Here is a 13,872-nt window from a genome sequence, read left to right on the forward strand (position 1 = left end):
TCCGGTGCAGGACAGCTGGCGCCCCGGGGCCTTAGGGCGTTGTTTCCTGCAGCTGCGGGTATACAACGTCGATCGGAGCGCTGAGCCCCGCTTTGAGCTGCACGGAGGTCTGGTCTGCCAGGACCTCATGGGCGCCTGCCTCGAGGCCGTCCAGGACGGAGTGGACAACCTCAGCGGGGTCGGCCTTGGCATCGTCGGTGTGGGCCGCCATGGCCGTGTCCACGTAGCCGACATGGACACCAACCACCTGGACCCCGGCAGGAGCGAGTTCAAGTCGGAGTGAATTTGTGGCTGACCACAGCGCAGCTTTGGTGGCACTGTAGATGCCCGCGACGGCGTACCAGCTCAAAGCGGAGTGGATGTCGATGATGGCTGCGTTGTAGTTGGCCCTGAGGGCTGGTGCGAAGGCCCGCGCCAGAAAGAGCGGACCCAGGAAGTTGGTCTCCACGTTGCGGCGGATTTCCTCGTCAGTGTGCATCAGGATGCCCGGGGTGGACACGGCAGCACCGGCGTTGTTGATCAGCACGGTCACGTCCTGCGCAGCGGCGGCTGCAGCCGCGATGGATTCGGAATCTGTGACGTCAAGAGTCAGCGGGACAACCCTGGGGTCATCCCATGACCGGGGCGTACGGGCACTGGCATACACTTTTGCGGCGCCGCGCGCCAAAGCCTGGTTTACGAAGTGCGTGCCGAGGCCGCCGTTGGCGCCGGTGACGAGGACGATTGCTCCGTTGAGTGAAGTCATTGTTGGTGCTCTTTTCTGGTGAAGATCATGCTTGTGGGTGGGTGGCAGCGCTGGATGCCGCCTGCGATGGAAAGTTGGCCGGGGTCAGGCGCTGGCAAGCGTTGGGTAGTCTGTGTAGCCTGCGGCGCCGCCTGCGTACAGCGTGGCTGGATCCAGCTCGTTCAGGGCGCTGCCGGTCCTGAGCCGTTCCACGACGTCCGGGTTGGCCAGGGCTAAGCGGCCCAAGGGAGCAATGTCGGCCAGCCCGGCGTCGATCTCGTCTGCAATCTGCTCCTTGGTGCGTCCGTATCGGAGTACCAGGACGGCTGTGGGCCAGAGGTCGCGGAAGGAGCGCAGGAGCTCGTCGTCACCGAGGTGGTGGACGTGCAGGTAAGCGAGCTTCAGCGTGGCAAGCTGGCCCACCAGGTGGGTGTACTGCCGGCGGACGCTTTCGGTATCACCTTCGTCGATTCCGCCCAACGGGAAGGCGGGGGAGATGCGGATGCCCGTGCGGTCGGCGCCGATTTCCCCGGCAACTGCCCTGGCCACTTCCACAACAAAACGGGACCTGTTCGCTACCGAACCGCCGTAGCCGTCGGTCCGGGTGTTGGCGTTGGGGGACAGGAACTGGTGGAGGAGGTAACCGTTGGCGCCGTGGATCTCCACTCCGTCGGCTCCCGCTTCAATCGCCGCCGCGGCCGCCTTCCGGAAGTCAGCGATGGTTTGCTGGATTCCTTCGGAGTCGAGTTCCAGGGGAACCGGTGTCTTCTGCGGACCGGTTGGAGTGAACATATCCTGTTCGGCGGAGATGGCCGACGGTGCTACCGGCTGTCGGTGGTGGGGCGTGTTGTCCGGGTGGGACATGCGCCCAACGTGCATCAGTTGAATGAACAGATGCCCACCGCGTGCATGGACTGCTTCGGCAACCGCCCGCCAGCCCTGGATCTGCTCTGCCGTGTAGATCCCGGGTGTGTTCAGGTAGCCCTGCCCATCAGCGGACGGCTGCGCACCTTCGGTGATGAGCAACCCGAGTGACGCGCGCTGTCCGTAATACTCGGCCATCAGTGCTCCGGGGGTGCCATCGGCATTTGCGCGGTTCCGGGTCATTGGTGCCATGGCCAGGCGGTGGGGAAGCTCAAGACGGCCTAGAGTGGTCGGTTGCCAGAGGGAAGCTGAAATCATGGGTGGGTGATCCTTCGCACTATTTGTGAGGGGTTTGAACGAGGCCGGTCAACGGCTCGTGGAGATCGGCCGTGGGAGAATGGTTCGGAGATACCGGCATCCCGATGCGTTGACTATACTCATAACTGAGTATGGTCATTAATTATTCCAGAAAGAAAACAACCCATGGGCACCGCAGAGCAGCCGCCAGGACGACGCGAACGGAACAAGCAGGAGAAGCTGGACCGCATCAAGGCTGCGGCAGACCAGCTGTTCGCTGAATTCGGTGTGGACGATGTCACCACGCAGCAGATCGCCGAGAAAGCTGACATCGGCGCGGGAACTTTGTTCCTGTATGCCAAAAGCAAGGGCGAGCTTTTGCTCATGGTGCAAAACGCCACCTATGCCGAGGCGCTCGCAGCGGGCAAAGCGAAAGCGTCGGCCATCAATGACCCCACCGACGCCGTGCTGGCAATTGTCCGGCCGATCGTCGAATGCAACCGGAAGCAGGTGGACAACGGACGGACCTATCTTCGCGAAATGGCGTTCGGAGACCCGCAGGAACCCCGCCATGGGGAGGCGCTTGCGATCGTCGGCGAGACCGAGGAGGCCATGGCCGGTCTCCTGTCGGACCGCGGGAACTTCAATGCTGCCGAGGCTGCGACGCTGGCCAGGGTGATCTCGGCAGTGATGTTCCTCAGCATGGCGGTCAGCCTCAACGCGGCCGCGGATGCCGACCAGGTGTTCCAGGACATCAAGGGCCAAGTTGAAGTGCTGCTGACCCGCTGACCGCTGCCGCGCCGATCCGGTTACCGGCTGCTGGACGATACTCTCATTCCGGTGCGGTCAGTCTCTGGCCACCCCGGACGTAAGTCAGCGTTTTTGCCACGTCGTAGGCGTGGATCGCTGATACGGCGGGTGCCAGCAGGCTGCTGACACCGCCGGCACCGCCTCCCGTGAAGAAGTTGTCCCGGTCATCGGCCCCGGCAAGCTCCGTAAGGCCAGTCACGCCGCGTACCAGCGGGACGTGTTCGGGGCAGCCGCATACGGGAGGGCGCGGCGGAAATCGTTGACTTCGTCCTGGTACGCCAGCGCTGTTTGCTTGCGGCCCAGCAGTGGCGACAGGAGGGAGGTGAAGGTTACTTCCGCAAGGCCATCAATCTTCCGCCCATCCCATCCTGGCGGGGCTTGTCGCTGCGCATCCACAAGAGAATGGAGCTGGCGAAGTGCTAGCTGACGGCGGTGCGCGGATTGTCATCCATTGTGGAGCCTGCCTTTTGCGGAATAGTTGGGTCAGGATGCCAGGAAACGGGTGGCCAACGGCGCAAATTCCTCGTGGAACTGGAAGATTCCGCCGTGGCCTGAGTCGAAGTAGATCACCAGTTCGCTGCCCGTGATTCGCTGGTGCAGGTCATTCGAGAGGATTGAGGGCACCATTCTGTCGTTGTCGCCGTTGGCGATCAGTGTAGGCAGGGTCAGGTGTGACAGGTCGGATGGAGCCGACCGGCCAAAACGCTGGATGGCCCGCAACTGGGTCTGGAACGCCTTCAGGCTGATCTCGCTGTCCCGACCGGCGGTACGCTCCTGCAGCCGCTTGATGAAGGCTTTACCCGCCCGCTTTCCCGTGGCGTTGCGGTTGAAGAAGAGAAACTCTTTGGGGTCCGAGCGGGTGATCCCCGCGCGGACCAGGTCGAGGTACGTGGTGCGCAGGACCTTGTCCATGTCCTTGCCGCCCCGGGGGCCAGTGCCGGTCAGGACCAGCTTCCGGACCAGGTCCGGGTGCTTCACCACAAGGTCCTGCGCCACCATCCCGCCCATGGAAAACGAAAAGACGTCGATCCTGGTGTACCCGAGTGCCTTGATGAAGGTGAAGGCATCGTCGGCCATCTCCTCGATGGTTTGTGGAACCTGGCCGGTGGAAGCTCCCACACCCTTGTTATCGAAGGTAATGACGTGCCGGTGGCGGGCGATGGGATCCACGATCCGGGGATCCCAGTTATCCAGCGTCGCTGCCAGGTGGACAAAAAACACCACGGGAATGCCGCCCTTGGGCCCCAGCTCACGGTATGCGTAGGTGGTGCCTCCGGCGTCTACCGTGCTGGTGGGCGCCTGGGCGTAGGACGTGATAACCGGTTCGGCGCTGTTGTTGCTGCTCATGGCTGGTTCTCCTTTGAGGGTGACTGAATTCTAGGCCGGGTGCGGGTTCAATGCCCGATGGAAATAACCGCTTTGCCACGGAAGCCGCCCCTGGCCAGCGAAGCGAGGGCTTCCGGTGTCTGATCGAATGGCAGGACTTTGCCAACCACTGGCCGGATGGAACCGTTGTCAACAAGGTGTGCAAGCTTCTGCAGCTGGTCGCCGCTGGCCCGCATAAAGAGGAACTCGTACCTGACGCCGAGTTTTTTGGCCTGCCGGCGGACCTTTGAGCTGATGGCGCCGATTCCAAAGCGCAGCAGCGCATTGAGGCCGTTTGCCTCCGCGAAGCTGGGGTCCGGAGGGCCGGCAATGCCGATTGCCAGGCCACCCGGCTTGAGTACCCGCAGGGATTTGGCCAGGTTTTCCCCGCCCAGGCTGTCCAGGACCAGGTCGTAGTCCTTGACCAGCTGTTCAAAGTCTTCCGTTTTGTAGTCGATGACAATATCTGCGCCGAGGCTGCGCGCAAACCCGGTGTTGGGGCCGCTCACGGTGGTGGCGACGGTGGCACCAAGATGCTTCGCCAGTTGGATGGCGATGCTGCCCACTCCGCCGGCGCCCGCATGGATCAGGACTTTCTGGCCGGGGCGGACGTTTCCCCTCTCCACCAGCGCCTGCCATGCGGTCAGTGCCACCAGTGGCAGCGAAGCGGCTTCCACCAGGCTGACGGAGGTTGGACGCAGGGAAAGGTCGCGGTCAGCCACTGCAACCCGCTCTGCAAAACCACCCACCTGATTTTTTGCCGGGCGGGCGTACACCTCATCGCCCGGCGCGAACCCCACCACCTTGGCACCGACACTAAGAACTGTGCCGGCAACATCGTGTCCCAGTGTTAGCGGGAAGGTGTACGGCAGGATTTGCTTAAACTCGCCTTCGCGGATCTTTTCGTCCAACTGGTTCAGGCCTGCCGCAGCGACCTGGATCAGGACATCATGGTCGCCGGCGGTCGGTTCCGGCACGTCTGCCTCGTGCAGGGGCTGCTTGTACTTTTCGATGACGAACGCGCGCATTCAGATGTCTCCTTGGTTGGGGCTGGTGGTGTTCCGTGCGGCCGGGCTTCCGGTCTGGCGGTCCAGGAATTCGAGGGTCAGTTGTACTGTCCGGGCGTGGTTCTGGAAGGCTGCGCCGTGACCGGAGTCTGCGAACACCTCCAGTGCTGCTTCGGTGAAGTGGGCAGCCAGCGCGGCTGCGTTGGCGGGCGGAACCATCCGGTCACTGTCGCCATGGAGGATCAGCGTCGGAGTCGAGGACCGGGCCAAGGTTGACGCGGGCAAGGCACCCCAGCGCCGCACGGCGGCAAGTTGGGCAAGGAAGACCCCGGGTTTCACTGCCTCGTCGCGGTTCGTTGTGCGTTCGGCGAGGCGGCCCAGGTAGCTGGCAGCTGCGGTCCTGCCCGCGGCCGTCCGGGTGAAAAACAACAAGGTTTTGGGATCCTCGCGCGTTGCTGTGGCCTTAAGGGTGCCGCGGAGGGTGACGCCTGACATCCGGGTGAGGCCAGTGCCTCCGCGGGGACCCGAGCCCACCAGGACGAGCCGGTCCACCAACTTCGGTACGGACTCCGCCAGTTCCTGGGCCACCATGCCGCCCATGGACAAGCGGCACGCCGCCGGGGCGGCCGAACTCGCGGTACGCCAATGACCGGCCCGCAGCCATTACTTCCAGCGTTGGGACGCTCCTATGGTCGGGTTCCGCCTCGTGCGCCAATGTATCTCCTGATGATCTCGCCATTTCTGTTGTATCCGAGTAGACTCAATTATGAATACACTCATAAATCTTGTCAAGGAGGCGTCGTGAACGAAGCCCTGGGACGCAGGGAACGGCGCAAGGCGGACAAGCGGTTGCGGATCGTGACGGCTGCGGCGGAGTTGTTCGCCGTGGCTGGTGTGCGCGGTGTAACCACGCAGCAGGTAGCCGACCGGGCGGGCCTGGCGATCGGAACGCTGTATCTTTATGCGTCCACCAGGGCCGAGTTGTTGATCATGGTCCAGAACGTCAAGTTTGAGCTTGCAATCCAGGAGGGGAACTCCGCAGCCCGGCTCGTCAGGGGGCCCGGTGCAGTCCCGGCCCTGGTGGCGCTTCTGGAACCCGTTGTGAAATGCATCCGGGAGCATCCGGAAAACGGCCGGAGCTATCAGCAGGAATTGGTTTTCGGTGACCCGCGCGAACCCTTCCGGCAGGAGGGGCTCCAGCTTTCCAGAAAGCTGGAGCTGGTGATGGCGGACATTCTGCGGAGCGATGGATCCGTCAAGCCTGCTGACGCCGATGTCCTGGCCCGGGTCGTCTCCGCCATCCTCCACCTGGGCACCACCGCTGCTGTCTACGCCGCCCGCACGGATGCAGAGGTCCTCGATGGGATCCGCTGCCAGATCCAGGTATCCCTGGGAAGTTCAGCCAACCAGTAGCCTGGCCCTAAGCGTGTCTGCCGGGCCTGGCCGGGCCTGGTTTGAGATGGTGGGGGAGTGGAGTGCACTGACCTGCCGCCGGGGCTCGGCGAACCTCTTGAGGCGTTTGCCGCCTACCTTTCCGGCGAACGTGCCGTGTCTCCCCATACCCGGCGGGCCTACCTTGGTGACCTGACCGGGTTGCTTGCCTACGCTGCGCAGGAGGGCGCCGCAAGCCTGGCCGACCTTGAGCTGGGCACCTTCCGCCGTTGGCTGGGGGCGCAGAACTCGGCTGGCGTAGCCCGCGCCACCCTGGCGCGCAGGTCCGCAAGCGCCCGGGTCTTCACATCCTGGGCCCTTCGGGAGGAGCGGATCCCCGCAGACCCGGCCCTGCGGCTGAAGGCGCCGAAGCGGGAGCGGTCCCTTCCCGGAGTCCTGCAGGCTTCCCAGCTGGACCGACTGCTGGCGGGCCTCGCCACGGCCGCGTCCGACGGCGGCCCGCTGGCGGTCCGGGACCGCGCCATCGTGGAACTCCTCTATGCCACCGGCGTCCGCGTGGGCGAGCTGGCCGGGCTGGACGTGGACGACCTGGATCCCGACCGCCGCACATTGCGGGTCATCGGCAAAGGCAACAAGGAGCGGACCGTCCCTTATGGGGTGCCCGCAGCGGTCGCCGTCGATGACTGGCTGCGGCGGGGCCGGCCGTTGGTCGCCACGGGCACCAGCGGGCCTGCGCTTTTCCTGGGAGCCCGGGGCGGCCGGGTGGACCAGCGCCAGGTGCGCACGCTCGTGAACCGGCTCTTCGAAGCCCTCGGCGACACCTCCGCCTCCGGACCACACGCCCTGCGCCATTCGGCCGCGACGCACCTGCTGGATGGCGGCGCGGACCTGCGTGCCGTCCAGGAGATACTTGGCCACAGCAGCCTGGCCACCACACAGATCTACACCCATGTCTCCGTTGACCGGCTGCGGCAAAGCTACCAGCAGGCGCACCCCCGCGCTTAGCGGAAAGTGTGGGGAATCGCACTGGCGTTATTTTGCGGGGTACGGCACAATGAGAGTCACGTCCGGGAACTTTCAAGTGCAGCTTCAACCCTTCGGGTCTGGTGCTCAGGGCAAGTCCGGACTCATCTTTGAGAAGTACAGCTTAATATCGGGGGAGGAAGCACCACCGCAGAAGCGGGTCAGCAGTTCCATCCAGGCAGAGGTCGTTGGGGAAGACGTACCTAGAGCCATGGAGGATGGAATGTCTGATTCAACAACCCGCGGTGTGCTGTTTATCCACTCTGCCCCTACCGCACTGTGCCCTCACGTCGAGTGGGCAGTGGGGTCTGTCGTGGACAAGCGGACGGACCTTGAGTGGACGCCGCAGCCGGCCGCGCCTGGAATGTTCCGCGCCGAGCTGTCCTGGACCGGCACACCCGGGACGGGTGCTACGCTCGCATCCTCGTTGCGCGGCTGGGCACACCTCCGGTATGAAGTCACCGAAGAACCCAGCCAGGGCGTAGACGGTGGCCGCTGGTCCCATACCCCCGAACTCGGCATCTTCCACGCCGTCACGGACGTGCACGGAAACATCATGGTCTCCGAGGACCGCATCCGCTACGCCTACGAATCTGGCGCCGGAGATCCCGCGGCGGTCTACCACGAACTGTCTCTTGCCTTGGGCGAGGCCTGGGACGAGGAGCTTGAGCCTTTCCGGCACGCGGCCGAAGGCGCCCCCGTCCGCTGGCTGCACCAGGTGGGCTGACCGCCGTCGGCCGTTCCAGCCCTGAATCTCCATAGCGAAAGGGAGGCCCCGCCAACGGCGGGGCCTCCCTTTTGTGCACCGGCCACCTGGGCCGGCGTACTACACGCTGCGGATCGCGACCACGGCGTTGTGGCCGCCGAAGCCGAAGGAGTTGCTCAGCGCCACAATGCTGCCGCCGGGCAGGGTTCGGGGGGAGGTGACCACGTCGAGCGGGATCTCCGGATCCTGGTTTTCCAGGTTGATGGTCAGCGGCGCCCTGCGCTCGTACACGGCGAGTACGGTGAGGACCGCTTCCACAGCGCCGGAAGCGCCCAGGAGGTGGCCCATCTGCGATTTGGTGGCGGAAACGGCCACGTTGTCCACGTGGGTGCCCAGCGCCGCGCGGAGCGCCGTGTACTCGGGCTTGTCGCCGACGGGGGTGGAGGTGGCGTGGGCGTTGACGTGCACCACGTCCTCGGCCTGGATGCGGCCATCGAACATGGCAGCCTTCAGGGCACGGGTTGCGCCGAGTCCCTGCGGGTCCGGTGCGGTGATGTGGTACGCGTCGGCCGTGACAGAGGTGCCGGCCAGTTCGCCGTAAATGCGGGCGCCGCGGGCCAGGGCGTGCTCTTCGGCCTCGAGGACCAGGGCGCCTGCGCCTTCGCCCATAACAAAGCCGTCGCGGCCGGTGTCGTATGGACGGGAGGCGCCCTGCGGGTCGTCGTTGCGGCGGGACAGGGCCTGCATGGAGGCGAACGCGGCCAGCGGCATCGGGTGGATGGCGGCTTCGGCGCCGCCGCACATCACGACGTCGGCTTTGCCGGAGCGGATGAGTTCCAGGCCAAGGTGCAGTGCTTCGGTGCCGGAAGCGCAGGCGGACACGGGTGTGTGGGCGCCGGCGCGGGCACCCAGGTCGAGGCTGACGGCAGCGGCCACACCGTTGGGCATCAGCATGGGAACGGTCATGGGGAGGACGCGCCTGGGGCCCTTGGCCTTCAGCGTGTCCCATGCGTCCAGCAGGGTCCAGACGCCGCCGATGCCTGTTGCGAAGGCAACGGCCAGGCGGTCCTTGTCGAACTCCGTGATGCCGGAGTCAGCCCAGGCCTCGCGGGCGGCTATAACGCCGAACTGCGTGGAGGGGTCCATCCGCTTGGCTTCGACGCGGCTCAGCACGTCGAGGGCGGGGGTGCTGCAGCGGGCCGCAAAGTGGACGGGGAGCTCGTACTGGGCAACCCAGTCGTCCTCCAGGGTGCGGGCACCGGAGACCCCCTTGAGCGCGTTGTTCCACATCGTGGGTACGTCGCCGCCGATGGGCGTGGTGGCACCCAGACCGGTAATGACTACTTTGCGTGTCATGGGATCACTCTCTGTCGGTGGGAATCCGGCTTCGTTTCTCGAAGGGTCCCGCATGTTGATGTTCGGCGCTGTGCCGCGTGGCACGTGTGCCGGAAAAAGCGCGGGCTGCCGGTCCGGTGGTCCAGACCGGCAGCCCTGCCGCGCCGGTGGCCGGCGCAGTTGGTTGCTAGGCCTGTGCGCCTGCGATGAAGCTGACGGCGTCGCCGACGGTCTTGAGGTTCTTGACCTCTTCGTCGGGGATGCGGACGCCGAACTTCTCTTCAGCGTTGACCACGATGGTCATCATGGAGATGGAGTCGATGTCCAGGTCCTCGGTGAAGGACTTGTCCAGCTCCACGGCCTCGGGCGCAAGGCCGGTCTCTTCGTTGACGATTTCAGCCAGGCCGGCCAGGATCTCTTCGTTGCTAGCCATTGATGGCTCCTTTTCTGTATTACCGGCAGGGGATGCCGGAAATGGGTCAGGCCGCGGGTGCGGCCCGGTGGGCGTTTCTAGGGGAGGACAATTACCTGGGCGCCGAACACCAGGCCGGCACCGAAGCCGATCTGGAGGGCCAGCCCGCCACTCAGTGCCGGGTTCTCCTGCAGCAGGCGGTGGGTGGCCAGCGGGATGGATGCCGCGGAAGTGTTTCCCGCATCGGCAATGTCCCGTGCAACTGTAACCGTCTCCGGCAGCTTGAGCTTCTTCACCATCTCATCAATGATGCGCATGTTGGCCTGGTGCGGGATGAACGCCACCAGGTCTTCAGCTTCCACGCCGGCGGCTTCGAGGGCCTGCTGGGCCACCTTGGCCATTTCCCAGACCGCCCAGCGGAAGACCGTCTGGCCGTCCTGGCGGAGGGTGGGGTACAGCTCCTGTGCCTCTTCGAGGAGGGCCAGGTCGCCGGTTGAATCGGACTGCCGGGCCGCGATGCCGAGGTCGCGGACGTCCAGCATGGAGCGGGTCATGCCGATCGCGTCCCACTTGCTGCCGTCCGAGCCCCACACGGAAGGGGCGATGCCCGGCGTGTCGGAAGGCCCGATGACCACGGCGCCGGCGCCGTCGCCGAGAAGGAACGAGATGGTGCGCTCACGGTTGTCGATGACGTCGGAGAGCTTTTCAGCGCCGACCACCAGGACATACTTGGCGGCACCGGAGCGGACCAGGGCGTCGCCCTGGGCGATTCCGTAGCAGTACCCGGCGCAGGCCGCTGAGATGTCGAATGCCGGCGCGGGGGTTGCACCCAGCCTGTCCGCCAGGCTGGCGGCCGCCGACGGGGTGGCGTAAGGGTGGGTGACGGTGGAGACGATGACGGCGCCGAGTTCCGAAGCCTGGATGCCTGCCTTCTCCATGGCCTCGCGGGCAGCGCCCTCGGCCATGTCGATGACGCTGACGCCGGCCGCTGCCCGGTGCCGGGTGACAATGCCCGTCCGCTGGCGGATCCACTCGTCCGAGGAATCAATCCACTGGCAGACGTCATCGTTGGTGACAATGACATCCGGCCGGAAGGCGCCAAGGCCCAGGATCCGGGTGTGCTCGTGGATGGGAGCCTGTTTCAGCGTAGGAACGCTCATGCGTTTCCCTCCAGTTCTGCGAAGAGTGCCAGGGCGGCGGAAAGATCATCGGGGGTCTTGACAGCCACGGTCTTGACGCCGGGCATGCCACGCTTGGCGAGCCCGGCGAGGGTCCCGGCCGGAGCGAGTTCGATGACGCCGGTCACACCGCGCCCCACCAGGGTCTCCATGCACAGGTCCCAACGGACGGGACGGGAGACCTGGGCGATCAGGCTGGCCACTGCGGCGCCGCCGTCGGTGACCTCGCCGCCGTCGAAATTCGACAGCAGCGGCACCGTGGGTGCCTGCGGCTTAAGCTGCGGGGCCAGGGCCTCGAGGGCGGTCACGGCGGGGGACATGTGGCTGGTGTGGAATGCGCCGGCCACCTTGAGGGGGATAACCCGGGCCTTGGCCGGCGGGTTTTCCGCGAGGGCCTTCAGCTGGTCAAAGGTTCCGGCGGCAACTGTCTGGCCTGCGCCGTTGACGTTGGCCGGGGTTGCTCCGGCGGCTTCGATGGCTGCCAGGACTTCCGCGGGGTCCCCGCCCACCACGGCGCTCATGCCGGTAGGGGTGACTGCTGCTGCGGCGGCCATGCTGTTGGCCCGTTCCCGGACGAACGTCATGGCTTCGGTCTCGGTCAGCACGCCGGACAGGGCTGCTGCGGTGATCTCACCCACGGAGTGGCCGGCAAGGATCACGGGCAGGGAGTTAAGGTCCACATCGAACAGCGATGCCGCCGTGACCAGGCCTGCGGCCACAATCAGGGGCTGCGCCACGGCGGTGTCCTTGATGGTTTCCTCATCGGAGGTGGTGCCGTGGGCCACGAGGTCCAGGCCGGCGATGTCGCTGAGGGCGGCCAACCGGCCCGCTACCGAGGGCAGCTCCAGCCAGGGGGCCAGGAAACCAGGGGTCTGTGAGCCCTGTCCAGGGCAGACTATTGCAAGCACGTATCCAGCTTTCCAAATTACTGCGTGGTTCAGCGGTGTTTGTCCGCACCAAGCTCATGGGGTCAGGTTGTAGGAAGTCTACAACGGCTCAGGCTTGATTGCGGGAGGGCTGACGTTCCGTGGCGGCCTTTGGCGGGGCCGAAAGCCGTCCCACCACCAGGGCTGCCTGCAGCACAAAGGCCTCCCTTGGCAGAAGCGGATCCCAGCCTGTCACGTCGCAGACACGCTTGAGCCGGTACCGCACGGTGTTGGCGTGGACAAAAAGTTCCCGTGCTGTGGCTTCCAGCGAATGGCCAAGTTCCAGATAGGTTCCCAGTGTTTCCACAAGCCCGTTGGAGGCCGCCACCAGGGGACGGTAAATGTTCTTCACCAGGGACCGGCGCGCGGCGTCGTCACCGGAGATCACCCGCTCGGGCAGCAGGTCATCGGCGGCCACCGGGCGCGGCGCGGACGGCCAGGCGCGTGCCGCCGTCAGGCCGGCGAACGCCGACTGGGCCGAGCTGCTGGCTTCCAGCAGGGACCCGGCTTCGGGGCCATACACAACGGGGCCGGGAGCGAACATCTCACTGAGTTTGATGTAGGCGGTTTCCCGGTCCTGCACACCGCCCAGGATCAGGATCAGCCGGTCGCCCTGGATGCCCACCAGGGCATCCTCCGCGTAGCGACCCGCCATCCTGCGCAGTTCGCTGACGTAGCTGGCGCTGGGTTCCGACGGCGAGTTGCCCACCATCACGGTGAAGCGTTCCTGCGCTTTCCAGCCAAGGGCGGCGATCCGGGACCGCAGCGCATCCGTGTTTTCGCCCCGCAGAATGGCGTCCACAATCAGTGCCTCAAGCCGGGTATCCCAGGAACCACGGGACTCGGCCGCGCGGGCGTAGACGTCAGCGGCGGCGAACGCCACTTCCCTGGAGTAGCGGAGCACAGCCTCGCGCAGCGACGGCTGGTCGGCTTCGGGGGCAATCACCGGGACCTGGTCCTCCACCACCTCCACCACGATCCGGATCAGCTGGAGAGCTTTCTGGAGGCTGATGGAGCGGGTGAGTTCCGTGGGTGCAGTGCCGAATACGTCGGTCAGGATCCAGGACGGCGAACTGGGCCGCTCGTACCAGGTTACAAACGCCGCGATGCCGTTCTGTGCCACCATCCCCAGCGCCGAGCGCTCATCGGAGCTCAGCCGGATGTACCAGGGGAGCGATTTCTCCAGCTCGCGCATGGTGGTGGTGGACAGCTGGCCCACGTTGGCCCGCAGCTTTTTGAGCGTCTCGGACTTCTCCGGAGTGACTTTGGGCTGGGCCGGTTTGCGCTTCGCGGGCGGGGTGGCGGGTGCTGGCATCTTCCGAGCATACGGCCCGCGCCCCACAAGCTCCATTTGTGCAAAGGCTACAATCCGCTTTGGTGTGCGTCACAGCACCGGGCGCTGCGGAACGTACGACGGCGGCCCCCGCCTTTCGGAGGGAGCCGCCGTCGTCATCGGGTCAGGTCACAGACGCGTGATCAGGACTCGCCGCCCGCGCCGCCGGTGGTGCCGGCATTAACGTCAAGCAGTTTGTACTTATCGATCGCCTTGGCGGGTGCCTGGGCATCCACTTCGCCTCTGCGTGCCAGCATCTCCAGTGCGCGGACCACCACGGAGTGGGTGTCGTTTTTGAAGAAGCGGCGTGCTGCTGCGCGGGTGTCGGAGAAGCCGAAGCCGTCGGCGCCGAGGGAGGCGAATTCGTTGGGGACGAACTGCCGGATCTGGTCCGGGACTGCCTTCATGTAATCCGTGACCGCTACAACCGGGCCGGTGGCACCGGCCAGCTGCTGGGTAACGAAGGGCACCCGTGCGGTTTGGCCGGGGTTGAGGAAGGC

17 protein-coding genes are annotated in these 13,872 nt (G+C 65.5%); 4 read left to right on the forward strand and 13 right to left on the reverse strand.

All coding sequences use genetic code 11. The features are described 5' to 3' along the window. Nucleotides 1-31: 31 nt before the first annotated feature. Nucleotides 32-745 carry an SDR family oxidoreductase gene (locus ACU18_RS15900; protein ID WP_050687116.1) on the reverse strand — a complete coding sequence of 238 codons (714 nt, stop codon included), beginning with the start codon at nt 743-745 and terminating at the stop codon, nt 32-34. A gap of 84 nt (nt 746-829) precedes the next feature. After that, nucleotides 830-1,906, reverse strand: a complete 1,077-nt coding sequence (locus tag ACU18_RS15905) for an alkene reductase (RefSeq protein ID WP_050687119.1) — start codon at nt 1,904-1,906, stop codon at nt 830-832. Nucleotides 1,907-2,071: 165 nt separating this feature from the next. Between ACU18_RS15905 and ACU18_RS15910 the strand changes: the two genes are divergently transcribed. Continuing rightward, nucleotides 2,072-2,674 carry a TetR/AcrR family transcriptional regulator gene (locus ACU18_RS15910; protein ID WP_050687123.1) on the forward strand — a complete coding sequence of 201 codons (603 nt, stop codon included), beginning with the start codon at nt 2,072-2,074 and terminating at the stop codon, nt 2,672-2,674. Nucleotides 2,675-2,717: 43 nt separating this feature from the next. Here ACU18_RS15910 and ACU18_RS19750 read toward each other — a convergent pair whose 3' ends face one another. The 5 genes from ACU18_RS19750 to ACU18_RS15925 all read right to left on the reverse strand — a co-directional run bounded on the left by ACU18_RS19750 (nt 2,718) and on the right by ACU18_RS15925 (nt 5,667). After that, the gene (locus tag ACU18_RS19750) at nt 2,718-2,894 is read right to left on the reverse strand and encodes a hypothetical protein (RefSeq protein ID WP_157407773.1); all 177 of its coding nucleotides are present in this window, start codon (nt 2,892-2,894) and stop codon (nt 2,718-2,720) included. Next, the gene (locus tag ACU18_RS19415; RefSeq protein WP_157407775.1) at nt 2,891-3,091 is read right to left on the reverse strand and encodes a hypothetical protein; all 201 of its coding nucleotides are present in this window, start codon (nt 3,089-3,091) and stop codon (nt 2,891-2,893) included. Before ACU18_RS19415 ends, ACU18_RS19750 begins: the two co-directional genes overlap by 4 nt. An 87-nt stretch (nt 3,092-3,178) precedes the next feature. Further along, complete coding sequence (locus ACU18_RS15915) at nt 3,179-4,042, reverse strand: alpha/beta fold hydrolase (protein ID WP_050687126.1); 864 nt, start codon at nt 4,040-4,042, stop codon at nt 3,179-3,181. A 47-nt stretch (nt 4,043-4,089) separates the two neighbouring features. Beyond that, nucleotides 4,090-5,088, reverse strand: coding sequence for an NADP-dependent oxidoreductase (locus ACU18_RS15920; protein WP_050687128.1), 999 nt, complete (start codon nt 5,086-5,088; stop codon nt 4,090-4,092). Continuing rightward, nucleotides 5,089-5,667, reverse strand: a complete 579-nt coding sequence (locus tag ACU18_RS15925; protein WP_050687131.1) for an alpha/beta fold hydrolase — start codon at nt 5,665-5,667, stop codon at nt 5,089-5,091. It lies immediately after the preceding gene. A gap of 201 nt (nt 5,668-5,868) precedes the next feature. Here ACU18_RS15925 and ACU18_RS15930 point away from each other — a divergent pair, with 201 nt between their 5' ends. The 3 genes from ACU18_RS15930 to ACU18_RS15940 all read left to right on the forward strand — a co-directional run bounded on the left by ACU18_RS15930 (nt 5,869) and on the right by ACU18_RS15940 (nt 8,209). Then, entirely contained in the window at nt 5,869-6,480 is a 612-nt protein-coding gene (locus ACU18_RS15930; RefSeq protein ID WP_050687133.1) for a TetR/AcrR family transcriptional regulator, read from the forward strand. A 57-nt stretch (nt 6,481-6,537) separates the two neighbouring features. Next, nucleotides 6,538-7,464: a tyrosine recombinase XerC gene (locus ACU18_RS15935; protein ID WP_050687136.1), complete on the forward strand. Its 927-nt coding sequence runs from the start codon at nt 6,538-6,540 to the stop codon at nt 7,462-7,464. Nucleotides 7,465-7,705: 241 nt separating this feature from the next. Then, nucleotides 7,706-8,209, forward strand: coding sequence for a DUF3145 domain-containing protein (locus tag ACU18_RS15940; RefSeq protein ID WP_050687138.1), 504 nt, complete (start codon nt 7,706-7,708; stop codon nt 8,207-8,209). 99 nt (nt 8,210-8,308) lie between these two features. Here ACU18_RS15940 and ACU18_RS15945 read toward each other — a convergent pair whose 3' ends face one another. The 6 genes from ACU18_RS15945 to ACU18_RS15970 form a co-directional block, all read right to left on the reverse strand. Beyond that, entirely contained in the window at nt 8,309-9,544 is a 1,236-nt protein-coding gene (locus ACU18_RS15945) for a beta-ketoacyl-[acyl-carrier-protein] synthase family protein (protein ID WP_050687141.1), read from the reverse strand. A gap of 166 nt (nt 9,545-9,710) precedes the next feature. Continuing rightward, complete coding sequence (locus tag ACU18_RS15950) at nt 9,711-9,956, reverse strand: acyl carrier protein (protein ID WP_009359314.1); 246 nt, start codon at nt 9,954-9,956, stop codon at nt 9,711-9,713. A gap of 77 nt (nt 9,957-10,033) precedes the next feature. Then, nucleotides 10,034-11,095 (reverse strand): beta-ketoacyl-ACP synthase III, encoded by a 1,062-nt coding sequence (locus ACU18_RS15955; RefSeq protein ID WP_050687144.1) that lies wholly within the window; start codon nt 11,093-11,095, stop codon nt 10,034-10,036. After that, complete coding sequence (locus tag ACU18_RS15960) at nt 11,092-12,021, reverse strand: ACP S-malonyltransferase (protein WP_197273604.1); 930 nt, start codon at nt 12,019-12,021, stop codon at nt 11,092-11,094. Before ACU18_RS15960 ends, ACU18_RS15955 begins: the two co-directional genes overlap by 4 nt. Nucleotides 12,022-12,109: 88 nt before the next feature. Continuing rightward, on the reverse strand, nt 12,110-13,354 hold the full coding sequence (locus tag ACU18_RS15965) for a PucR family transcriptional regulator (protein ID WP_050687148.1): 1,245 nt from the start codon (nt 13,352-13,354) through the stop codon (nt 12,110-12,112). Between the two features lie 161 nt (nt 13,355-13,515). After that, nucleotides 13,516-13,872, reverse strand: a 357-nt coding sequence (locus ACU18_RS15970) for a transketolase-like TK C-terminal-containing protein (protein ID WP_442853718.1), incomplete at its 5' end; no start/stop codon positions are given.

This window comes from Arthrobacter sp. ZBG10 (assembly GCF_001238605.1).
GTDB lineage: Bacteria > Actinomycetota > Actinomycetes > Actinomycetales > Micrococcaceae > Arthrobacter.